Genomic DNA, 19290 nt, shown 5'->3' with positions numbered 1-19290 from the left:
CAAAGGCTCAGTGATGGCGGTTGACCAGCATGTCGGCCAGCGCGCGCAAGGCTTCGGTGCGGGCCAGGCCGCTGGCGTCCAGGCCGGCCAGGGCCTTGGCCAGCAACTGCTGCGCATAGGCCTTGGAAGCCTCCAGCCCCATCAGTGAGACGAAGGTGGGTTTGTCCTGGGCAGCGTCCTTGCCGGCGGTCTTGCCCAGGGTGGCGGAGTCGGCGGTGACGTCGAGGATGTCGTCCACCACCTGGAAGGCCAGCCCGACCGCCGCGCCGTAGTCGCGCAGCGCCTGCTGCACGGCGGGTGTGGTAGGGCCGCAAGCGGCGCCCATCATCACGCTGGCCTGCAGCAGCGCGCCGGTTTTCAGGCGGTGCATTTCGTGCAGTTGCTGCGAGTCCAGCGGCATGCCGACGCTGGCCAAATCAATCGCCTGGCCGCCGGCCATGCCCTGGAAGCCGGCCGCCTGGGCCAGCATGCGGCACAGCCGCGCCTGCGTGGCGGCATCGACAGAGCCGCCCTCGGGTGTGAGGAACTCAAAGGCCAGCGCCTGCAGCGCGTCACCGGCCAGCAGCGCCTGGGCCTGGCCGAACTTGACGTGCACCGTGGGCTTGCCGCGGCGCAGCACGTCGTTGTCCATGCAGGGCATGTCGTCGTGCACCAGCGAATAAGCGTGGATCAGTTCGACCGCGCAGGCTGCGCGCAGGGCCGCTTCGGCGTTGCCGCCCACGGCTTCGCAGGCGGCCATGACCAGCAGCGGGCGCAGGCGCTTGCCGCCGTCGAGCACGGCATAGCGCATGGCGTCGCCCAGGCCGGCGGGCGCGGGCGCATCGGTGGGGCAGGCCACCCAGCGGGACAGGGCTTGTTCGACGGTGGCAAGCTGCCTTGCGCTCCAGTCGCTCAACGTGAACAGGGGCAGTTTTTCAGGGGCGTTCAATCGGTGTCTCTGGTGTATTGATGAAGAAGGGTTGCGCCGGGGCTGCCGCGCCGGCTATTCCTGCACCCAGGGCTTGAGTTCCGTGCCTTCGAGCACCTTGATCTGGGTTTCCACGGCTTCGAGCTTGTCGCGGCAGAACTTCAGCAATTGCGCGCCGCGCTGGTAGCCGGTCAGCAACTGGTCGAGCGGCAACTGGCCGGACTCCAGGCTGTCCACCAGCGCTTCGAGTTCCTGCAGGGCGGCCTCGTAGCTGGCGGGCAATGCCGGGACGGGAGCGGCTGCGGATGAGGACGAAGATGAAGAGCTTTTGGCCATGGTTCTCTGGATGAAGGCCTGATTTTAGGCCGCTGCGGGTGGTTTGCAGTCCCCGGCGCGCCAAGGTTGCAAATGCAATATTCACATTATCCGGTGGCGGCGTGCCGCGCCCCTGCTTTTGCCCCGCGCGGGTACAATTGATAACAGTTCTCGATAGCAGCGGAGCCTCCGCTGCGGGATACCTGGCCTTGTTTTCATCCGTGGGCTGTCGCTCAGCCTGCTTCCCTCGCTTGTCAACTGCCTCCAAGCCTTGCGCGGCGGCATGTTCACCGAAATTTGCATGTCTGATCTCAGCCTTCGTCTCCTGCAGGCCACCAGCCAGCTCCCCATTTCCAGTTATTTTGATGCGGGCCTGTACCAGCGGGAGCAGCAAAAACTGTTTGCGCGCGGGCCGCGCTACCTGGGCCACGAGCTGGCGGTGCCCAACCTGGGCGACTATTACGCCCTGCCGCACGAGGGCGAAGGCCGGGCGCTGGTGCGCAACGCCTCGGGCATAGAGCTGATCTCCAACGTCTGCCGGCATCGCCAGTCGACCATGCTGCAGGGCCGCGGCAACACCGGCAGCAACATCGTCTGCCCGCTGCACCGCTGGACCTACAACACCTCGGGTGAGCTCATAGGCGCGCCGCACTTCGAGATCGACCCCTGCCTGAACCTGAACCGCTACAAGACCACGACCTGGAACGGCCTGGTGTTCGAGGACACCGGCCGCGACATCGCGGCCGAGATGTCGCAGCTGGCCACCTACGCCGACCTCGACTTTTCCGGCTACCAGCTCGACAAGGTGCACCTGCATGAGTGCGACTACAACTGGAAGACCTTCATCGAGGTCTACCTCGAGGACTACCACGTCGGGCCCTTCCACCCCGGGCTGGGCGGCTTCGTGACCACCGACGACCTGCGCTGGCAGCTTGAATCCCACTATTCGGTGCAGACCGTGGGCGTGTCGGACAAGCTGGGCAAGCCCGGCACCGACACCTACAAAAAATGGCACGACGTGGTGCTGCAGTACCGCAAGGGCGTGCCGCCCAAATACGGCGCGATCTGGCTCACCTATTACCCGCACGTGATGGTCGAGTGGTACCCGCACGTGCTGGTGGTCAGCACCCTGCACCCGCGGGGACCGGACAAAACGCTCAACGTGGTGGAGTTTTTCTACCCCGAGGAAATCTGCGCCTTCGAGCGCGAGTTCATCGAGGCGCAACAGGCCGCCTACATGGAGACCTGCGTGGAAGACGACGAGATCGCCCTGCGCATGGACGCCGGCCGCAAGGCCCTGATGCTGCGCGGCGACAACGAGTTCGGCCCCTACCAGAGCCCCATGGAAGACGGCATGCAGCACTTTCACGAGTGGTACCGCCGTGAGATGGGCGCCAGCAAAACCACGCAGATGATTTGACTTTGTCCTCGTGCTTATGATGGCTGCAGTCCCGTTTTTTGCGGGCCGCGGCCATTTTTCATTTCCCCTCTTCACTCCCCCCTAAGCCCACCACCCGCCATGCAAGCCGTCTGGATGATTTTTTCCTCGTTCATGTTCGCGACCATGGGGGTTTGCGTCAAATACGCATCGGAACATTTCAACAGCGCCGAACTGGTGTTCTACCGCGGCATCCTGGGCATTGCCTTCATGGCCGTTTACGCCCGCGCGCGCGGCATCACGCTGGCCACGCGCTACCCGGCCATGCACGCCTGGCGCAGCGTGATCGGCGTGATGTCGCTGTCGGCCTGGTTCTATGCCATCGCCCACTTGCCGCTGGCGACTGCCATGACACTCAACTACATGAGCAGCGTGTGGATCGCGGCCTTCCTGGTCGGCGGCGCGCTCATGCTGGGCAAGGCCGGCCAGAAGGGCCCCAGCCAGGGCCCACTGGTGCTGGCCATCCTGGCGAGCTTTGCCGGCGTGGTCATGCTGCTGCGTCCGGCCATAGACCAGAACCAGACCTTTGCCGGGTTGGTGGGCCTGCTGTCGGGCATGGGCGCCGCCTTTGCCTACATGCAGGTCATGGCGATCGCGCGCATGGGCGAGCCGGAAACCCGCACCGTGTTTTATTTCGCCGTGGGCACGGCGGTGGCCGGTGCGCTCGGCATGCTGGTCATGGGCATCACGCCCTGGAACTGGCAGCACGCGCTGTGGCTGCCGCCCATAGGCATCCTGGCGTCGCTGGGCCAGTTGGCCATGACCAAGGCGTATTCCATGTCGGAAAACCACGGCGGCACGCTGATGGTGGCCAACCTGCAGTATTCGGGCATCGTGTTCGCGGCCGTCTACAGCCTGATATTGTTTGGCGACAATATTCCCTTTATCGGCTGGGCCGGCATGGCGCTCATCATCGTGAGCGCGATCGCCGCCACGGTTTTACGCGCCCGCGCCGCGCCGAATGCCCCCGCCGAAGAACATTAAGGAGCAAGAAATGAGCTACACCACCCTGATTTCCGCCGAACAGCTGCAAGCCCTGGTCGCATCCGCCAAGCCGCTGCGCATCTTCGACTGCACTTTTGATTTGATGAAACCGAACGCGGGGCAGGAGCAATACCTCGCCTCGCACATTCCCGGCGCCGTCTACGCCAACCTGGACACCGCGCTGAGCGCCAAACACGGCGTGCCGGGCGCGCATGGCGTGATCACGGCCAGCGGCGCCGACGCGCCGGCATCGGGCGGGCGCCACCCGCTGCCGAATCGCGAAAAATTCGCCACCTGGCTTTCCAGCATCGGCTTCGGCAACGACATGCAGGCCGTCGTCTATGACCGCAACGGCGCCAACTACTGCGGGCGCCTCTGGTGGATGCTCAAGTGGGCCGGGCATGAGAACGTCGCCATGCTCGACGGCGGGCTGCAGGCCTGGCAGGCGGCGGGCGGCGCCGTGAACAGCGGTGAAGAGCCCGCGCACTTCCAGGCCACCTTCCTGCTGGCGCCGGAGAAAGCCACGCTGGTCTCGGTGCAGACCGTGGCCGACCAGCTCGGACGGCCCGCGCAGACCTTGATCGACGCTCGCGCCACGCCGCGCTTCAAAGGCGAAGTGGAGCCGCTGGACCCGGTGGCCGGCCACATCCCCGGCGCGTTGAACCGGCCTTTCAGCCAGAACATCGGCCCCGACGGAAAATTCAAACCGGCGCAGCAGCTCAAGGCCGAGTTTGAAACCCTGCTGGCGGGGCGCAACCCGGCCAGCGTGGTGCACCACTGCGGCAGCGGCGTCAGCGCCATTCCCAACCTGGTAGCCATGGAGCTCGCCGGCCTCGGAAGAACCAGCCTGTATGCCGGCAGCTGGAGCGACTGGTGCAGCGACCCGGAACGCCCGGTGGCGCAAGGCTGACTTTCTTCTTCCAAAACGACAAAAGCCACCGGCTACAGGCCCGGTGGCTTTTTTAGGCCCTTGGCAGAGCCTGTGCAGCGCTTACTTGGTGCCGCCAGGGGTCGGCGTGCCGCCAGGCGTCATGCCCGCGTTCGCGGCAGCGGCACTGGATTCTGGTGTTGGCATGGGGCTGGTGCCCGTGGTGCCGGTAGTGCCAGTGGAGGTGCTGGAGCTGGAAGATCCCATGGAGCTGGTGTCGCTGGAAGGCGTGGATGGGGTCGAAGGCGTTGAAGAAGTCGATGGCGTGGTTGCCGGCGTCGCGCCGGTGTCTTCCACCTTTTTGCCGCAAGCGCCCAGTGCCAGCAAGGCGGCCAGGGCAACGGCCGTTGCGGCAGCGGGTTTGAATTTGGATGCGTGCATGTCTGTTTCCTTTTATGAATTGAAGAGAGTCGATCGGTCAACTGGATGAAATTGGCTGAACGCCAGCCAGACTTCAATTTAGTTGGCGATTGCGGGTATGCCCCATGAGACGGTGTCCCACAGGCCTGTAGGGGTTTTTCGACGGGTTCTGTTGAAGCTGCGCCACTCAGTGCGCCTGCGCGTGGCCCGTCAGCCGTATGCGCTTGTGCGGGTTGTCGCGCCGCGCGCCAGAGCTGGGGCCGGCGCCGCGGCTGCTACGGGAGCCGTTGTCCGGCCTGTCGCCGACCTGTCCCTTGGACGGGCTGGGCTCGGGTTTGTGGGCGTGAACGGTGGTGTTGCTTTTCATGGAGGCCTCCTTTGCCTGCAGGCTGCGGTGACGAAATACCGGAGCGTGATCCCGCACATCCCATCGGGATGCTTGTTAAATCACTTTAAGAGCCCCGCCACCCGGCATGTGTAGGCAATGCCTGTCGATTTCGTAGGAGACGACCTACGAAGTCCTATAAGGGCTTCGCAGCGGGTGAGCGCACGTGCTCGGGCCGCACACCAACGCCCACCGCGTAAGCCGGCAGCGCCTGCAGCAAGGGCCAGCGGCGCATCAGCTTCAGAGGCCAGGGCAGCGCCATGGGCGGGGCATCGGTGCCGCGCGCCGCCAGTACCGGGCTGAGCAGGCGGTTCTGGATGGCCACCTGCGCCGCCTGCGTGAGGCGGGTCGGCAGCAGTCGCCGCTTTTCCACCTGCGCCAGAAAAGGCGTGAGGGCCTCCGTGCCTACACGCGCATCGGCCAGCGGCCTCGCCAGGGCATTGGCCGTCGCCACCGCATCCTGCACCGCCAGGTTGATGCCGACGCCGCCCACCGGCGACATGGCATGGGCCGCGTCGCCTATGCACAGCAGGCCGGGCTTGTACCAGCGCTCCAGCCGGTCCACCGTCACGCTCAGCAGCTTGACGTCGTCCCAGCTCGCCAGCGCGTCCATGCGGCCCGCGAACAACGGCGCCACTTTCACCATGTCGGCCTTGAAGGTCTCCAGCCCGCGCGCGCGCACCTGTTCGATGCCGCCCTTGGGAATTACATAGGCGCACTGCCAGTAGCTGCCGCGGTCAATCATGGCCAGGAAGATGCCGGTGGTGATGCGACCGCCCGTGGTGGACGGGTCGCCCGGCAGCTTGGGCAGGCGCATCCACAGCACGTCGATGGGCGCGCCCAGGTCGCGCACCACCAGCCCGGCGGCACGGCGCACCGTCGAACGCCGGCCGTCCGCGCCTATGACCAGGTCGGCCCTTACCTGCAAGGGGCCGTCGGGCGTCGTGACCTGCACGCCCGTTACGGTGCCGCCCTCTCCGGTCACCCCCGTCACCTCGGCGTTCTGGATCAAATTGAAATTGGGGTACAGCTCGGCCTCGTCGCGCACGAAATCGAGGAACTCCCACTGCGGCATCATCGCGATGAATTTGCAGCGAATACCCAGGCGTTTGAAGTTGGCCAACACCAGCTCCGTGTTGCCGACCACCGCGCGCAGTTCGCTGACCTCGTCATGCGGGCGCGCCAGGAATTTTTCCAGCAAGCCCAGTTCATGGATCACTTCCAGGGTGGATGGATGCACCGTGTCGCCGCGAAAGTCGCGCAGGAAGTCGGCATGCTTTTCGAGCACCAGCACCTGGACGCCGGCGCGCGCCAGCAACAAGCCCAGCATCATGCCGGCAGGGCCGCCGCCGGCAATGCAGCAGCGAACATTCAACGCATCGGCCATGGGATCTCCTCTCGCGAAAAAGTCCCCCGACCTTATACAAGCTTGCCGGCCGGAGCAAGCCGTGAAAGGCTAACGTGGTGGCGGAGGCATCAGGCCCGGCGTCGGGCTTTCGCCTGAAGGCACGCCGGCCGGCGTGCCTGCGTCGTGGTTGTGACCATCACTCACCTGGTCGGCATGGTGAGGCGTTTTGGGACTGAACTCGGGGAATGGTTTTACGGCCGGCTGGTGCAGCAGTTCGGCGCCCTCGGGGCTGGTGTCTATCGGCATGTCGGTTCTCCTTGATGCAGTCAAACCCTTCAGGAGATTCGTAATAGCGGTGTAGAGACGTCGCGCAATGTCCTGCTGCCACCTGTGGGATGGCTTTGCGACATTACACCGGTTTTACCTTCATTGCCGGCTATCCTTTTTCCGCCTATTTCAGCGTCATTGGCATGGGCGTGGTCTGCACTTCGCCCGGCTCGGGCGGGGTGTTCAGCGGCGGCAGCGGCTCGGGCGGCGGAACGTTGGGATTGGTGGCCATGGTTATTTCTCTTTCTTTGCCGCCTTGCGCGGCAATTTGTTCGGCAAATCCCGGATCATGGCTTCGCCTTTTTCATCGCGCCCGTCGGACGGCAGGTCGTCCTCCAGGGTCGGTTCGGGCTCCTCGTTGTCCGCGCGCTTGTGCGTGGCTTCAGGCTTCCCGGCGGGGGCTTTTGTGATCTGGGCCGGCTCGGCCGGCAGCGTGTGCGCCGGCTCGTCCGGCGAGCCCGCACCCAGCGGAACGCCGCCATCGGGCGAGTGGCTGCGGCGGCCCTTCATCACAGTCCCACCACCATGAGCGGCATGTCCTGCGTCACGAGCGCCGCGGCGGCGGCCATGCTGGCGAACACCGTGATGAAAAAGGCGACGTACGCCGCGGCGCGCGGGCGGCGAACAATTCGCGGTTTTTGCCGAGTGTGCTGCTTGTGCTGCACCGGTTCACCCGTGCCGAACGCGGTCGACGGGCGAAATGCGCTGCAAACCGTGGTGGGGTCTGAGTGGAAGTTCATGGCGGGCCTGCCTTTGCAGAGTGGAACGGGGTTGGTAAGGGTTGGGGACTGCTTGCCCTGATCTTCCCGCCCCGCCCTGCCCCGCCCTATAGGTCGCCAAGCCCTGTATTTGTCAGGCGCCGTCTGACAGCGGCATCGCCGTCAAAACCGCATCAAGCAGCCTGGATCCGCTCATCCTGCTTTTCCAGAAATTCACCTGCCTGCCGTATCAGCGCCGCGTCAGCACCGTATTCCTTCAGCAAGGCCTGGTTGCGGCTGCGCACCGTCTCGCGGACATGCTGGATGATCGCCTCCGCCTGGCTTTCGGACAGGCCAAATTGCGCCGCCGCTTGCCGCGCCAGGCCGAGGCTGGACTCCGCCTTGCCCGGCAATATGGCCAGCAACTGGTATCCCGTATTACCGTTCAGTTGCATCACCAAGTCAAACGCCGGCGCCAGGCGGTAACGCCCATTGCCCGCCAACAGGACACCGTGATTTTTCACGTGGTCGTCACTGTTTCCCACCACCAGGTTGAACACCATGCGGCGGTACAGCTCCTGCAGGTCGGCCTCGGGTTGCACCGAAATGCGCCTGAGCGCCTGGGCCAGCTCGACATAACTGCCGCCGGTGTTGTCTTCGTAAGCGACGTTCAACAAGGCCGAGGCCGAAAGATAGTGAAGCCGCCGCTCCTCATCAATGCGTCCTTCCCTGTCAAACCGCCGCAGCACAAGCGCATGGCCCGTGGGCACGGGCAGCAGAAAGAATTCAGGTACATGGATGCCGCAGGCCCTGGCCAGGCCCAAGGTGGCAGCCTCCAGCACGGCAACGTCATGGGTATCGCCGCGCGCGGGAAATTTGGCGATATGTCGCCGACCCTCATGGATAAAAGTGGCCTTGGGGCGCGCGCCGCCCAGCGTGCCTCCTTGCAGCAGCGGCCTCAGATCGGCGGCAGGCTCCAGTCCCATCTCAAGCCGGCGTGCGGCGTTCGCGAGGTCGTCAAGCTTGAACACGGTTGCATCGGGCCGCGCGGGCTCTATGGGCAGGGATGCGCTGAACACCATGGCACCTACCCGGTCGGCATTCGTCAACAGCAGCGCTTCCACATCCGACAGGCCGTGGCCATGTTTGGCCTCGAGTACCTTGCGGCCCCAACTGTCCGGCAAGGCATCGCGGAATGTCAAAGGCATGGCGCCGCCATCACGCAACCTGCGTTCCGGCAATTTGAATACGGCTTCCTGCAGCGGCAGGTGGCTTGGGTTGAAGGGCTCGGCATCCGCCCGGCGCAGATACTGGCGCCCATAGGCAAATTCGCCCGACATCACGGTCGCGCGCTGCACGAGCTTGAGCACACCGGCCGGCGTGACGCTGGCAGCTGGCTCAAAAGCCAGGCCCACATACAGGCTTTTCTCAGAAGTCACGGTCGCTCTCGCTGATGCTGCCCGGCCTGTTTGCCGCGACGCGCTTGCGGACCTTGCGGCCCGCCGTGATGGACGCCGCGAAGTCCGCCGACAGCGCGGCTACGCTGTTGAGGGAGTCCAGCTGGCCCAGCAGCCACAAGGCATGCACCATCACGCCCATGCTGGTGCCGGGTTTGCCGGACTCAAGCGCGCGACAAGTCGTTGGCGAACAGAACAGGCGTTCGGACATCTCTTCAATCGTCCATTCTTGTTGCTGCCGGTATGCGCGCAGGCGTTGGCCGAGCTGGACCAGCGCCACCAACGCCTCAGGGGGCAGGCCCAACAAGGAATTCGATTTTTTAGACATCAATAAAACAGCTTTTAACCATTATAAAAGTTATTATATTGACTAATTTTGATAAAGTCCAGCATCCTGGACAAACCTGCGCCTGCGCCTCAGTGGTGGTGCGCCAGCCCGCTGATCAGCGTGACCAGGCCTATGCCTATGGCCAGCCAGGCGATTTGCGCCACGGTTTCGCGGGCGGTCACGCGCTTTTGCAGTTGCGGAATCAAGTCGGCCAGCGCGACGTAGATAAAGCTGCTGGACGCCATGATCAGGAAAAACGGCAGGTAGTCGTACAGCTGGTCGACCAGCGCATAACCGATGACACCGCCCAGCGCCGTCACCGCACCGGCCAGCGACACCTTGACCAGGGCGACGCGGCGGTTGTTGGAGGTCTGGCGCAGCACCACCAGGTCGCCCATGTGGTGGGGCACCTCGTGCACCAGCACCGCCAGCGAGGCGACCACGCCCAGCCGCAGGTCCGCCATAAAGGCCGAGGCGATCAGGATGCCGTCGCCGAAGGCATGCACGCTGTCGCCGGCCAGCACGGCCCAGCCGCCGGTTTTGGGCTCGCCATGCCCATGGCCGTGGTGGCCATGGTGGTCGTGCGCCGCATGGACGTGCCCGGTATGGTCGTGCTGCGCATGCGCCGCCGCTTCGGGGCCGTGGTGCTCGCCGCCATGGTGCTCATGGCCGTGGTGCCACAACTCGGCCTTGTCGAGCAGGAAGAAAAACACCAGCCCCACCAGCAAGGTGGCGAACAGTTCCTTGGCGCCGGCCTGGCTTTCAAAGGCTTCCGGCAGCAGGTGCATAAAGGCCGTGGCCAGCAGCGCGCCCGCGGCCAGGCTCAGCATGTGCTGGGTGTAGCGGGCCAGCAAGCCAAAGCTCAGCAAGGCCGCCAGCCATACGCTGCCGATGCCGGCGGCCAGGGTTCCCATCAAGATTGCCAGCAAAGTCATAGCTGCATAAGCCCGTATTGATTGGGCCTAGCCCAGAATGATTAGCCCACGCCTGCCGGGGCACCCCGGAGGTTACACCACAGACGGGAAACCCCCGGGAAGTAATAGACCCCCACGGTCGCTCACTTCGAGCCTTCGGCGGCTCCCTGCCCCTTGCACTGAGAAAGGGGCCGCCCGCCTGCGGTCTGGCAAAGCCAGTCCCGCGGCTCAGGCTTGAATGAGGGCCCCAACTCCCGTCCGGCGATGAAAAAAGCCGCCGGCCCTTTCGGGCTGGCGGCTTGCAGCCTGCCGGCGGGGAATTAAACCACGCCGTGGGTTTTAAACCATTCGAGGGCGCGCTTGAAACCATCCTCAGCCGCTTCCTTGCGGTAGCTGGGCCGGTAGTCGGCATGGAAGGCATGGGGGGCTTGCGGGTAGACCACAAACTCGGAGGCGGCGGCCGCCTTGTTGCCCTTGGCGCCGGCTTCGGCCAGCGCGTCCTTCATCTGGTTCAGGGTGGTCAGCGGGATGCCGCCGTCCTGCCCGCCGTACAGACCCAGCACCGGCGCCTTGAGGCCGGCGGCCAGGTCCAGCGGATGCTTGGGCGTGAGCGCCGAGGGCTGGCCCACAAAGCGGCCGTACCAAGCCACGCCGGCCTTGACGTTCTTGCTCTGCTCGGCATACAGCCAGGTGATGCGGCCGCCCCAGCAAAAGCCGGTGATGCCGACCTTTTTGGTGTTTCCGCCGTTAGCGGCTGCCCACTTCACCGCGCCGTCCAGGTCGGCCATGACCTGCTCGTCGGGCACCTTGGAAACGACTTCGGCCATCAGCTTGGCCATTTCGTTGTAAGTGCTGGGGTCGCCCTGGCGCGCATAGAGTTCGGGAGCGATGGCCAGGTAACCGGCCTTGGCGAAGCGCCGCGCGGTGTCGGCGATGTATTCATGCACGCCGAAAATTTCCTGGATCACCAGGATCACAGGCAAATTGGTCTTGCCGGCTGGCGCCGCAAAAAACGCGGGCACCTTGAAGCCGTTGACTTCATAGGTGGTCTCGCCGGTCTTCAAGCCTTCCGAGGAGGTCTTGATGGCGGTCTGCGCCATGATGGGCATGGCGGTGGCGGCATAGCCGACGCCCAGGGCCGCTTTGAGCGCGGTGCGGCGGCTGGCGCCGGCTTCGGTGGACTGCCCGGCGGGCAGCAGTGCGTCGAAGTCTTTTTTCTGGTCGTGTTCAAGCATGGCGGTTTTCCTCAGATAGTTGTTGGAGGTAAGAAAGGCGAAAGGAAGCAAGCTGTCGGAGTCTATGCGGCCCCGGAAGTTCTTGCCACCGCGGGGCGATGACACGGTGTTTTCCCTGCCCTCGCCCCTCCCCTCCCACTCAATGCCCGGCCCTCAAACAATCTTGACGCTGAGTTCCGGCAGGCCGTCGATGTGGCATTCGATGACGTCGCCCTTGACCACCGGGCCGACGTTCTCGGGCGTTCCCGAATAAATGATGTCGCCCGGGAACAGCTCAAACGCCTCGGACAGCTTGGAAATCTGTTCGGCCACCGACCAGATCATGTGGTTCAACGTGGCCTGCTGCTTGACCTGGCCGTTGACCTTGAGCCAGATCGCGCCCTTGGTGTAGTGGCCGGTCTGCGCCACCTTGTGGATGGGGCCTATGGGCGCCGACATGTCAAAGCTCTTGCCGATTTCCCAGGGTTTTTTCTGGTCGCCCATGCCGCGCTGCAGGTCGCGCCGCGTCATGTCCAGGCCCAGCGCGTAGCCGTAGACCAGGTCCAGCGCCTTGTCCATGGGGATGTTGCGCCCGCCTTTGGCGAGCGCCGCCACGAGTTCGACTTCGTAGTGGTAGTTCTTGGTCAGCGTGGGATAGGGATGGTCGGCGACCTTGCCGGGCGGCACCACCTGGATGGCGTCGGTCGGCTTCTGGAAAAAAAACGGCGGCTCGCGTGTCGGGTCCGAGCCCATCTCAATCGCATGGGCCGCGTAGTTGCGGCCTATGCAGTAAATGCGGCGCACCGGGAACATCTCTGCGCTGCCGGCGATGGGGATGTAGGTTTCGGCCACCGTGAAGGGCGTGGCTGGCGCATTGGCCGCCGTGCCGGGCGTGGCGCAGCCGACGATGGCGCCCGTCGCCATCAAGGCGCCTGTCTGCAGAATTCCGCGTTTGCTCATGTCTGGTTTTGTCATGTGTATGTCTCCTGAGGGTTATGGATAAAGGTGGAGCTTGTTAGCGTTTTTTTCTCCAACTATCGAGCTTAGGGCGGGCAGCCCTTGCACAGGCAGACGCAATTACGCATTTACCGGACGATTCAATGCAGTGCTGCTGCACCGCAACAGGCCTCAGGCAGTGCCGGAAATCTTCGCCCGCACGCTGTCGCGGTAAGCCTTGGGCGTCTGGCCGAAGCGCTGGCGAAAGCGCCGCGCGAAGTAAGCCTCGTCGGCAAAGCCCGAAGCGTGGGCGATGCTGGCAATGCGCTGGCCGCTGTGCGCCAGTTGCTCCTGCGCGAATTCCAGGCGCCGCTCGGTCACCAGGTCGGTAAAGGTTTTGCCCGTTTCTTTTTTCAGCAGGTGCGCGAGGTAGTTGGGCGACAGGAAAGCGGCAGCCGCCGCGTCGGCCAGCGTGACCTCGCCGGCCAGGTGGTCGCGGATGTAGCGCACGGCGCGCTGCAGGCTGGCGCGCCGGCTGCCCTGTTGCGCCTGGCTGGCTGAAAAGCGCAGCAGCTCGGCTTCGTACTTGCGGCAGACCAGGCTGATCAGCTGCAGCATCAGGCCGCGAATCATCTCGATGGAGCCGAAGCGGCGGTGCGCGTTTTCAAACGCGAGCTTTTCCAGCAGCGCCTCGACCTCGGGAAACTCGTCCTCCGAAAAATAAAAATCGGTGTGTTCCTGGAACAAAAACGGCGCCAGCTCGGGCGCGCGGCTCAAGGGTACGTCCTCCAGGTCCAGTGGATCCACGTCCAGGCCCGGGCGCAGGAACTGCTGCGACATATTGATGATGACGTAGCGCGAACCCTCGGGGTGCGGGATCACGTGTACGCGGTAGGGCAGGATAAAACTCAGGTGGCCGCGCCGGAAGGGCCGCACCGTGCCTGCCACGTTCTGCTCGGTGTCGCCCTGCAGGCTGATCTGGATCTGGAAGTATTCGTGCCGGTGCGGGCGCACCAGCGGCGGCCGCACCAGCTGGGACCGGATATCGAAGTCCAGGTGGTCGGCCCGCTCGGACATGCCGTAGGTCTTGATGTCTGTCATTGCGGGTATTTTCAACGCCCGCGTTTCGGGGCGCATCGGTAGAAAGCCTTCATGCAAGCCCGGCGCCGGTCCTGTTGTTTCTTTCTCCATCTTCAATTTCTGTATTGACAGAAATTTCAGACCGCGTATATTCAAAGCCATGGAACTCAGCCCCGTCGCCCGCAAATTTGTCGTCCACTGGGGAGAAATGGGCACCGCCTGGGGCGTCAACCGCACCGTCTCGCAAATCCACGCCCTGCTTTTCTTCCACGGCCGGCCCCTGCATGCCGAGGACATCGCCGACACGCTGGCCGTGGCGCGCTCCAACGTCAGCAACAGCCTGAAAGAGCTGCTGAACTGGAACCTGATACGCGCCACCCACGTGCTGGGCGACAGGCGCGACTATTACGAAACCTCGCTCGACGTCTGGGAGCTGTTCCGCACCGTGGTGCGCGAACGCAAGGAGCGCGAATACGACCCGACGGTGCGCATGCTGCGCGAACTCGTGAAAGACGAAGGCTTTGAGTCCGAAGCCGCCGACGCCCAAGACCGCGTGCGCGAAACCCTGAGGCTGATGGAATCGCTGGGCCTGTGGGCCGACGAAATGCTGCGCCTGTCGCCCGCCACGCTTGAAAAAGTGTTGCGCATGGGCGCCAGCGTGCAGAAGTTCGTGCGCGGCGACAGCGACGCCAAACCCATGGATCCTTCGGAGTTATTGCCGCCCACCTTCTGAAAAGGCCGGTCGGCTTTTTTTTGACCATTTATTTCTGTTTGTACTGAAATTTATAAAGGAGAGAAATATGACTGCCATCCACGACACCTCCCGCCTGGGCAATAGGGGCAACACCCGCTACGACAGCTTCAAGGCCGGCATGGACCCGGCCATCTACCCGCTGACGCTGTATTACGAATCAGCCTGCCCGCTCTGCAATGCCGAGATGAGCAACCTGATGCTGCGCAACACCGGAGGCCATTTGCGCTTTGCCGACGTTTCGGCCCCGGACTTTTCCGACCTGCCCGCGGGCACCAGCATGCAGGACCTGCTGGCCTTGATCCACGCCCGCACGGCCGATGGCCGGGTCCTCAAGGGCGTGGAGGTGTTCCGGCTGGCCTACGAAGCCGTCGGCCTGGGCTGGGTCAGCAGCGCCATGCGTTTGCCGCTGCTGCGCCCGCTGGCCGAATGGGCTTACCCGGTGCTGGCCCGCAACCGGCACCGCATCCCGCGCGGCCTGGTGCGCCTGATGTTTGAAGGCGCAGTGCGCCGCGCCGCCGAACGCTCGGCCGCCGCGCGCTGCGATTCCACCAGCTGCGCCCGTTAAACACATCACGTTCAACAAGGAAAGGAAACACCATCATGCATGCCAACCTCGATGCCAACCTGTTTTTTGTCTCGCTGCTGATCGCGCTGGCCGGGCCCATCATCGCCATCAGCTACCTCAAGCCCATCCTCTACAAGGTGATGCGCATGCTGTGCGACGCGGAAGGCGGCGCGGAGTTCTGGATACGCTGCGCCTACCTGCTGGCCGTGTCGGGCACCCTGCTGCTGATGCTGAGCTTCGGCGAGTTCAGCGAGCGCAGCAGCCTGATCGACGCGGTGCGGCGCTCGCTGTCGCTGGTGATGGCCGGCGTGTTCTTCACCGTGGCCCTCATCTCGCGCAACGTCTGGACGCAGGTGCGGCAATGGGTGGCCGCGCGGGACCTGGCGGCCCATGTGCAGAGTGCCCGTGCCGCGGCGCCGGCTGCGGCTGCCGCAGTCGATGCGCGCTGAGGGACGCCGAAAATATTCAGGACTGCAAACACCGACGGAGGAAAAAATGCTCACCACAACCCCTGCTGTTCACCACACCGCCCCTGCGGCGGCCACGGGCAAGGAAGCACGGCTGGCGGACATCAGGTCCTACTACAACGCCGTGGCCGACGACTACCGCGCCTGGAGCCCCGGCATGAACATGCACTTCGGCTACTGGTCCTGGAAGGTCAACCCCCTGGGCCGCGAAGCCATGCTGGAACGCATGAACCTGGAAGTGCTGCGCCGGCTGGACTTGCCGCGCGGCGGCGCCGTGCTGCTGGCCGATCTTGGTTGCGGCGCCGGTGCCACCGCCAGGTCCATCGCCAAACACCGCAAGCACAGCACCGTGGACGCCGTCACGCTGGTGGCGCGGCAAATCGTGCAAGGGGTCGAACTCAACCAGGCCGCGGACCTGCCCAACCAGGTCCGCTTCCACCTGGCCGACTATGTGGACACCGGCCTGCGCGCCGGCGCTTACGACGGTGTCTACGCGCTGGAAAGCGCCTGCCATGCGCCTGGGGCCGACAAACGCGCTTTGGTGCGCGAAGCGGCCCGCCTGCTGCGGCCCGGCGGCACGCTGGTAATAGCCGACGCGCTGCGGCGCAACAACAAGCCGCTGCCGGGATTCATGGAACGCATCTACAGGCTGTGGTGCCATCACTGGGCGGTCAATGAGCTGGCCGAAAAAGAAGCGCTGCACACCGCGCTTGCGAGCCAGGGCTTCACCGACATCCGGTTCCACGACGTCAGCCTGCGCCTGGCGCCCAGCGCCCTGCAAATCCCGCTGTTCGCCACACGCTTTGCCTTGCGTGAACTCTGGCGGGCCCGGTTTCGCCTGTCGCCGCTGCGCCGCGGCCATATCGTGGCATCCTATGCGGCCTTCCTGCTGGGAGCTTGGTTGCCGGGATTTGGCTACTACATGGTCACCGCGCGCAAGCCGGCGAACGCCAAAGGGTCGCCGGCCTGATCAGTGCGCCTTGTCCCAGTTAGGCCCAATACCAATTTCAGCCAGCAGCGGCACCTTCAAGTCCGCCACCCCGGCCATCAGGCGCGGGATCTCGGTGCGCACCCATTCGACCTCCGCCTCGGGCACCTCGAACACGAGTTCATCGTGCACCTGCATGATCATCTTGGTGCCGCGCTTTTCTTCGTCGAGCACCTGCTGCACCTTGTTCATGCTGAGCTTGATCAGGTCGGCCGCCGTGCCCTGCATGGGCGCGTTGATGGCCTGGCGTTCCGCAGCCTTCTTGCGCGGGCCGTTGCCGCCGTTGATTTCCGACAGGTAGAGGCGCCGGCCGAAGACGGTTTCGACGAAATGGTTTTCCTGGGCGAACACCACGGTCTGGTCCATGTAGTTCTTGACGCCGGGATAACGCTGGAAGTATTTGTCGATGTAGGCCGCCGCGGCCTTGGTCTCAATCCCGAGGTTGCGCGCCAGGCCGAAGCTGCTCATGCCGTAGATCAGGCCGAAGTTGATGACCTTGGCGTAGCGGCGCTGCTCGCTGCTGACTTGTTCCAGCGCCACGCCGAACACTTCGGCGGCCGTGGCGCGGTGCACGTCCAGGCCGTTGGTGAAGGCGCTGAGCAGCGCTTCGTCGCCGCTGATGTGCGCCATGATGCGCAGCTCGATCTGCGAATAGTCGGCGCTGGCGATCACGCTGCCGGGGGGCGCGATGAAGGCTTCACGCACGCGCCGGCCTTCCACGGTGCGGATGGGAATGTTCTGCAGGTTGGGGTCGTTGCTGGAAAGCCGCCCCGTGACCGCGACGGCTTGCGCATAGTGCGTATGCACGCGGCCCGTGCGCGGCAGCGCCAGTTGCGCGAGCTTGTCGGTGTACGTGCCCTTGAGCTTGCTGAGCGAGCGGTGCTCCAGCAGCTTGGCAGGCAGCGGATAGTCTTCGGCCAGTTTTTCGAGCACCTCTTCATCGGTGCTGCGCGCGCCACTGGGGGTTTTCTTGATGACCGGCATGCCGAGCTTGTCGAAGAAAATTTCGCCCAGCTGCTTGGGGCTGCCCAGGTTGAAGGGCTGGCCGGCGATCTCATAGGCCTCGGTTTCGAGCTGGATGATGCGCTGGCCCAGTTCATGGCTTTGCGCGGCCAGCGTGGGCGCGTCGATCATGACGCCGTTGCGCTCGATGCGGTACAGCGTTTCGCTGCTCTTGATCTCCAGCTCGTAGATGAAGCGCAGCTTCTCGTTGGCCTCAATCTGCGGCCACAGCACCAGGTGCACGTCCAGGGTCTGGTCGGAGTCTTCGCACGAATACTCGGCGGCCTTGGCGATGTCGACCTGGTTGAACTTGATCTGGTGCACGCCCTTGCCGCACAGGTCTTCGTAGTTGATGCCGCTGCGGCCCACGTGCCGTTCGGCCAGGCTGGCCAGGCCGTGCGGCTTGGTCACTTCCAGCACATAACTTTGCAGCATGGTGTCGTGCGCATAGCCCTGCACTTCCACGCCGTGGTTGGCGAACACATGGCGGTCGTATTTGACGTGCTGGCCCAGCTTGGCCTTGGCCGGGTTTTCCAGCCAGGGTTTGAGGCGCGCCAGCACCTCGTCGCGCGGCAACTGCTCGGGCGCGTCGGGGTAGTCGTGCGTCAGCGGGATGTAGGCCGCCTCGCCGGGCGTGACGCTGAAACTCAGGCCGACGATTTCGGCCAGCATTTCGTCAAGCGAGGTGGTCTCCGTGTCCAACGCGACGAGTTCGGCCGCTTCGATTTTTGCCAGCCAGGCGTCGAAGGCCTCCCAGGTGAAGATGGTGTCGTATTTCAGGTTGCTGGTGCGCTCGGCCAGCGGTGCCTCGGGCGCAGCAGCCGGCTCGTCGAACAGGCCCGGTGAATCGGAGGAAGGCGCACTGGCCTTGCCCGCCGGCTTGGCATGCCGGCCTTCCGGTCCGCCCAGCAGTTCAGGCGGCGTGCTTTCAATCTCGATCTGCTTGACCAGGCCCTTGAAGCCGTACTGTTCGTAAAACGCCTTCAGGGCCTCCGTCTGCTGCGGGCCCATGGCAATTTCGTCCAGCGCGGGGAGGCCGGCGATGTAGGCGTCCAGCTCACAGTCTTTCTTGATGGTCAGCAGTTCGCGGCCCTTGGGCAGCCAGTCGAGCGACTGGCGCAGGTTCTCGCCGACCACGCCCTTGATCTCGCCGGCGCGGGCCACCAGCGCGTCCAGCGAGCCGTATTCGAGCAGCCACTTCACAGCAGTCTTCGGGCCGACCTTGGGCACGCCGGGCACGTTGTCTACCGCGTCGCCGACCAAGGCCTGGTAATCCACCATCAGCCGCGGCGGCACGCCGAATTCGGCTTCCACCCCGGCCATGTCGCGGCGGCGGTCGTTCATGGTGTCGATGACGGTGATGTTTTCATCGACCAGCTGGCTCAAGTCCTTGTCGCCGCTCGAGATGATGACTTCAATGCCCTGGCTGGACGCCAGGCAGGCCAGCGTGCCGATCACGTCGTCGGCTTCCACACCCGGAACGTCCAGTACCTTCCAGCCCAGAAGGCGCACCACCTCGTGGATGGGCTCGACCTGGCTGCGCAGGTCGTCGGGCATGGGCGAGCGTTGCGCTTTGTACTCAGGGTAAAGGGCATCACGGAAGGTCGGCCCCTTGGCATCGAACACGCAGACGGCGAAATCGGCGCGCACGTCCTTGCGCAGCTTTTGCATCATGTTGACCATGCCGCGTATGGCACCCGTGGCCGGGCTGGCCGGGTCGCCCGGGTTGGCGCGCAGGTCGGGCATGGCGTGGAAGGCGCGGTACAGGTAGCTGGAGCCATCCACCAGCAGCAGTGTTTTTTTGTCGGTGCTCATGGGCCTGATTGTCGGGGATATCGGCCCGCCCATGCCGCAGGCGGCGCAAGCGGCTGAAACCCGCCCGCACAGGGGCTTTT

The 19290-nt window shown here is 64.4% G+C and carries 22 protein-coding genes; 7 read left to right on the top strand and 15 right to left on the bottom strand.

Annotation, left to right across the window (positions count from 1 at the left end):
* Nucleotides 1–7: 7 nt before the first annotated feature.
* Both ACLV8F_RS01735 and ACLV8F_RS01730 read right to left on the bottom strand, forming a co-directional pair.
* Nucleotides 8–928 (bottom strand): polyprenyl synthetase family protein, encoded by a 921-nt coding sequence (locus ACLV8F_RS01735; protein ID WP_411882522.1) that lies wholly within the window; start codon nt 926–928, stop codon nt 8–10.
* A gap of 54 nt (nt 929–982) precedes the next feature.
* Nucleotides 983–1243, bottom strand: coding sequence for an exodeoxyribonuclease VII small subunit (locus tag ACLV8F_RS01730; RefSeq protein ID WP_411882521.1), 261 nt, complete (start codon nt 1241–1243; stop codon nt 983–985).
* Nucleotides 1244–1523: 280 nt separating this feature from the next.
* On the opposite strand from ACLV8F_RS01730, the gene ACLV8F_RS01725 reads away from it, so the two are divergent.
* The 3 genes from ACLV8F_RS01725 (at nt 1524) to ACLV8F_RS01715 (ending at nt 4554) form a co-directional block, all read left to right on the top strand.
* Nucleotides 1524–2642 (top strand): aromatic ring-hydroxylating oxygenase subunit alpha, encoded by a 1119-nt coding sequence (locus tag ACLV8F_RS01725; protein ID WP_411882520.1) that lies wholly within the window; start codon nt 1524–1526, stop codon nt 2640–2642.
* A 99-nt stretch (nt 2643–2741) separates the two neighbouring features.
* Nucleotides 2742–3644 (top strand): DMT family transporter, encoded by a 903-nt coding sequence (locus ACLV8F_RS01720; RefSeq protein ID WP_411882519.1) that lies wholly within the window; start codon nt 2742–2744, stop codon nt 3642–3644.
* 10 nt (nt 3645–3654) lie between these two features.
* A complete protein-coding gene (locus ACLV8F_RS01715) occupies nt 3655–4554 on the top strand; it encodes a sulfurtransferase (RefSeq protein WP_411882518.1) in 900 nt (299 codons plus the stop codon).
* A gap of 81 nt (nt 4555–4635) precedes the next feature.
* On the opposite strand, the gene ACLV8F_RS01710 is transcribed toward ACLV8F_RS01715, so the two are convergent.
* From ACLV8F_RS01710 to ACLV8F_RS01655, 12 genes are all read right to left on the bottom strand, one after another.
* Nucleotides 4636–4953 carry a hypothetical protein gene (locus tag ACLV8F_RS01710; RefSeq protein WP_411882517.1) on the bottom strand — a complete coding sequence of 106 codons (318 nt, stop codon included), beginning with the start codon at nt 4951–4953 and terminating at the stop codon, nt 4636–4638.
* Between the two features lie 166 nt (nt 4954–5119).
* Entirely contained in the window at nt 5120–5299 is a 180-nt protein-coding gene (locus tag ACLV8F_RS01705; RefSeq protein ID WP_411882516.1) for a hypothetical protein, read from the bottom strand.
* 154 nt (nt 5300–5453) lie between these two features.
* On the bottom strand, nt 5454–6704 hold the full coding sequence (locus tag ACLV8F_RS01700; protein WP_411882515.1) for an FAD-dependent oxidoreductase: 1251 nt from the start codon (nt 6702–6704) through the stop codon (nt 5454–5456).
* A 69-nt stretch (nt 6705–6773) separates the two neighbouring features.
* Entirely contained in the window at nt 6774–6971 is a 198-nt protein-coding gene (locus ACLV8F_RS01695) for a hypothetical protein (protein WP_411882514.1), read from the bottom strand.
* A gap of 255 nt (nt 6972–7226) precedes the next feature.
* Nucleotides 7227–7502: a hypothetical protein gene (locus ACLV8F_RS01690; RefSeq protein ID WP_411882513.1), complete on the bottom strand. Its 276-nt coding sequence runs from the start codon at nt 7500–7502 to the stop codon at nt 7227–7229.
* Entirely contained in the window at nt 7502–7732 is a 231-nt protein-coding gene (locus ACLV8F_RS01685) for a hypothetical protein (protein ID WP_411882512.1), read from the bottom strand. Before ACLV8F_RS01685 ends, ACLV8F_RS01690 begins: the two co-directional genes overlap by 1 nt.
* 152 nt (nt 7733–7884) lie before the next feature.
* The gene (locus ACLV8F_RS01680; RefSeq protein WP_411882511.1) at nt 7885–9129 is read right to left on the bottom strand and encodes a type II toxin-antitoxin system HipA family toxin; all 1245 of its coding nucleotides are present in this window, start codon (nt 9127–9129) and stop codon (nt 7885–7887) included.
* Nucleotides 9119–9475, bottom strand: coding sequence for a helix-turn-helix domain-containing protein (locus ACLV8F_RS01675; RefSeq protein ID WP_411882510.1), 357 nt, complete (start codon nt 9473–9475; stop codon nt 9119–9121). Before ACLV8F_RS01675 ends, ACLV8F_RS01680 begins: the two co-directional genes overlap by 11 nt.
* Before the next feature lie 89 nt (nt 9476–9564).
* Nucleotides 9565–10410, bottom strand: a complete 846-nt coding sequence (locus ACLV8F_RS01670; RefSeq protein WP_411882509.1) for a ZIP family metal transporter — start codon at nt 10408–10410, stop codon at nt 9565–9567.
* Between the two features lie 299 nt (nt 10411–10709).
* A complete protein-coding gene (locus tag ACLV8F_RS01665) occupies nt 10710–11624 on the bottom strand; it encodes a dienelactone hydrolase family protein (RefSeq protein ID WP_411882508.1) in 915 nt (304 codons plus the stop codon).
* A gap of 153 nt (nt 11625–11777) precedes the next feature.
* Nucleotides 11778–12578, bottom strand: coding sequence for a fumarylacetoacetate hydrolase family protein (locus tag ACLV8F_RS01660; protein WP_411882507.1), 801 nt, complete (start codon nt 12576–12578; stop codon nt 11778–11780).
* A 153-nt stretch (nt 12579–12731) separates the two neighbouring features.
* Nucleotides 12732–13640 carry a helix-turn-helix transcriptional regulator gene (locus ACLV8F_RS01655; RefSeq protein WP_411882506.1) on the bottom strand — a complete coding sequence of 303 codons (909 nt, stop codon included), beginning with the start codon at nt 13638–13640 and terminating at the stop codon, nt 12732–12734.
* A gap of 139 nt (nt 13641–13779) precedes the next feature.
* Here ACLV8F_RS01655 and ACLV8F_RS01650 point away from each other — a divergent pair, with 139 nt between their 5' ends.
* The 4 genes from ACLV8F_RS01650 (at nt 13780) to ACLV8F_RS01635 (ending at nt 16375) form a co-directional block, all read left to right on the top strand.
* The gene (locus ACLV8F_RS01650; protein WP_411882505.1) at nt 13780–14352 is read left to right on the top strand and encodes a GbsR/MarR family transcriptional regulator; all 573 of its coding nucleotides are present in this window, start codon (nt 13780–13782) and stop codon (nt 14350–14352) included.
* 67 nt (nt 14353–14419) lie between these two features.
* Nucleotides 14420–14938, top strand: a complete 519-nt coding sequence (locus ACLV8F_RS01645) for a thiol-disulfide oxidoreductase DCC family protein (RefSeq protein WP_411882504.1) — start codon at nt 14420–14422, stop codon at nt 14936–14938.
* Between the two features lie 35 nt (nt 14939–14973).
* Nucleotides 14974–15387 (top strand): hypothetical protein, encoded by a 414-nt coding sequence (locus tag ACLV8F_RS01640; protein WP_411882503.1) that lies wholly within the window; start codon nt 14974–14976, stop codon nt 15385–15387.
* Nucleotides 15388–15433: 46 nt separating this feature from the next.
* The gene (locus ACLV8F_RS01635; protein WP_411882502.1) at nt 15434–16375 is read left to right on the top strand and encodes a methyltransferase domain-containing protein; all 942 of its coding nucleotides are present in this window, start codon (nt 15434–15436) and stop codon (nt 16373–16375) included.
* On the opposite strand, the gene polA is transcribed toward ACLV8F_RS01635, so the two are convergent.
* Nucleotides 16376–19210, bottom strand: a complete 2835-nt coding sequence (polA, locus tag ACLV8F_RS01630; protein WP_411882501.1) for a DNA polymerase I — start codon at nt 19208–19210, stop codon at nt 16376–16378. It lies immediately after the preceding gene.
* Nucleotides 19211–19290 lie beyond the last annotated feature (80 nt).

Source organism: Polaromonas sp. YR568, assembly GCF_943369675.1.
Lineage (GTDB): Bacteria > Pseudomonadota > Gammaproteobacteria > Burkholderiales > Burkholderiaceae_C > Polaromonas.
Note: the sequence above shows the minus strand (reverse complement) of the source record. Positions and strands in the feature narration are given on the sequence as shown.

What these genes read in the sequence shown, in the direction of transcription:
- ACLV8F_RS01730 (WP_411882521.1), bottom strand. Translation starts at nt 1,243, where the DNA reads ATGGCCAAAAGCTCTTCATCTTCGTCCTCATCCGCAGCCGCTCCCGTC.
- ACLV8F_RS01725 (WP_411882520.1), top strand. Translation starts at nt 1,524, where the DNA reads ATGTCTGATCTCAGCCTTCGTCTCCTGCAGGCCACCAGCCAGCTCCCC.
- ACLV8F_RS01720 (WP_411882519.1), top strand. Translation starts at nt 2,742, where the DNA reads ATGCAAGCCGTCTGGATGATTTTTTCCTCGTTCATGTTCGCGACCATG.
- ACLV8F_RS01715 (WP_411882518.1), top strand. Translation starts at nt 3,655, where the DNA reads ATGAGCTACACCACCCTGATTTCCGCCGAACAGCTGCAAGCCCTGGTC.
- ACLV8F_RS01710 (WP_411882517.1), bottom strand. Translation starts at nt 4,953, where the DNA reads ATGCACGCATCCAAATTCAAACCCGCTGCCGCAACGGCCGTTGCCCTG.
- ACLV8F_RS01705 (WP_411882516.1), bottom strand. Translation starts at nt 5,299, where the DNA reads ATGAAAAGCAACACCACCGTTCACGCCCACAAACCCGAGCCCAGCCCG.
- ACLV8F_RS01700 (WP_411882515.1), bottom strand. Translation starts at nt 6,704, where the DNA reads ATGGCCGATGCGTTGAATGTTCGCTGCTGCATTGCCGGCGGCGGCCCT.
- ACLV8F_RS01695 (WP_411882514.1), bottom strand. Translation starts at nt 6,971, where the DNA reads ATGCCGATAGACACCAGCCCCGAGGGCGCCGAACTGCTGCACCAGCCG.
- ACLV8F_RS01690 (WP_411882513.1), bottom strand. Translation starts at nt 7,502, where the DNA reads ATGAAGGGCCGCCGCAGCCACTCGCCCGATGGCGGCGTTCCGCTGGGT.
- ACLV8F_RS01685 (WP_411882512.1), bottom strand. Translation starts at nt 7,732, where the DNA reads ATGAACTTCCACTCAGACCCCACCACGGTTTGCAGCGCATTTCGCCCG.
- ACLV8F_RS01675 (WP_411882510.1), bottom strand. Translation starts at nt 9,475, where the DNA reads ATGTCTAAAAAATCGAATTCCTTGTTGGGCCTGCCCCCTGAGGCGTTG.
- ACLV8F_RS01670 (WP_411882509.1), bottom strand. Translation starts at nt 10,410, where the DNA reads ATGACTTTGCTGGCAATCTTGATGGGAACCCTGGCCGCCGGCATCGGC.
- ACLV8F_RS01665 (WP_411882508.1), bottom strand. Translation starts at nt 11,624, where the DNA reads ATGCTTGAACACGACCAGAAAAAAGACTTCGACGCACTGCTGCCCGCC.
- ACLV8F_RS01660 (WP_411882507.1), bottom strand. Translation starts at nt 12,578, where the DNA reads ATGACAAAACCAGACATGAGCAAACGCGGAATTCTGCAGACAGGCGCC.
- ACLV8F_RS01655 (WP_411882506.1), bottom strand. Translation starts at nt 13,640, where the DNA reads ATGACAGACATCAAGACCTACGGCATGTCCGAGCGGGCCGACCACCTG.
- ACLV8F_RS01650 (WP_411882505.1), top strand. Translation starts at nt 13,780, where the DNA reads ATGGAACTCAGCCCCGTCGCCCGCAAATTTGTCGTCCACTGGGGAGAA.
- ACLV8F_RS01645 (WP_411882504.1), top strand. Translation starts at nt 14,420, where the DNA reads ATGACTGCCATCCACGACACCTCCCGCCTGGGCAATAGGGGCAACACC.
- ACLV8F_RS01640 (WP_411882503.1), top strand. Translation starts at nt 14,974, where the DNA reads ATGCATGCCAACCTCGATGCCAACCTGTTTTTTGTCTCGCTGCTGATC.
- ACLV8F_RS01635 (WP_411882502.1), top strand. Translation starts at nt 15,434, where the DNA reads ATGCTCACCACAACCCCTGCTGTTCACCACACCGCCCCTGCGGCGGCC.
- polA (WP_411882501.1), bottom strand. Translation starts at nt 19,210, where the DNA reads ATGAGCACCGACAAAAAAACACTGCTGCTGGTGGATGGCTCCAGCTAC.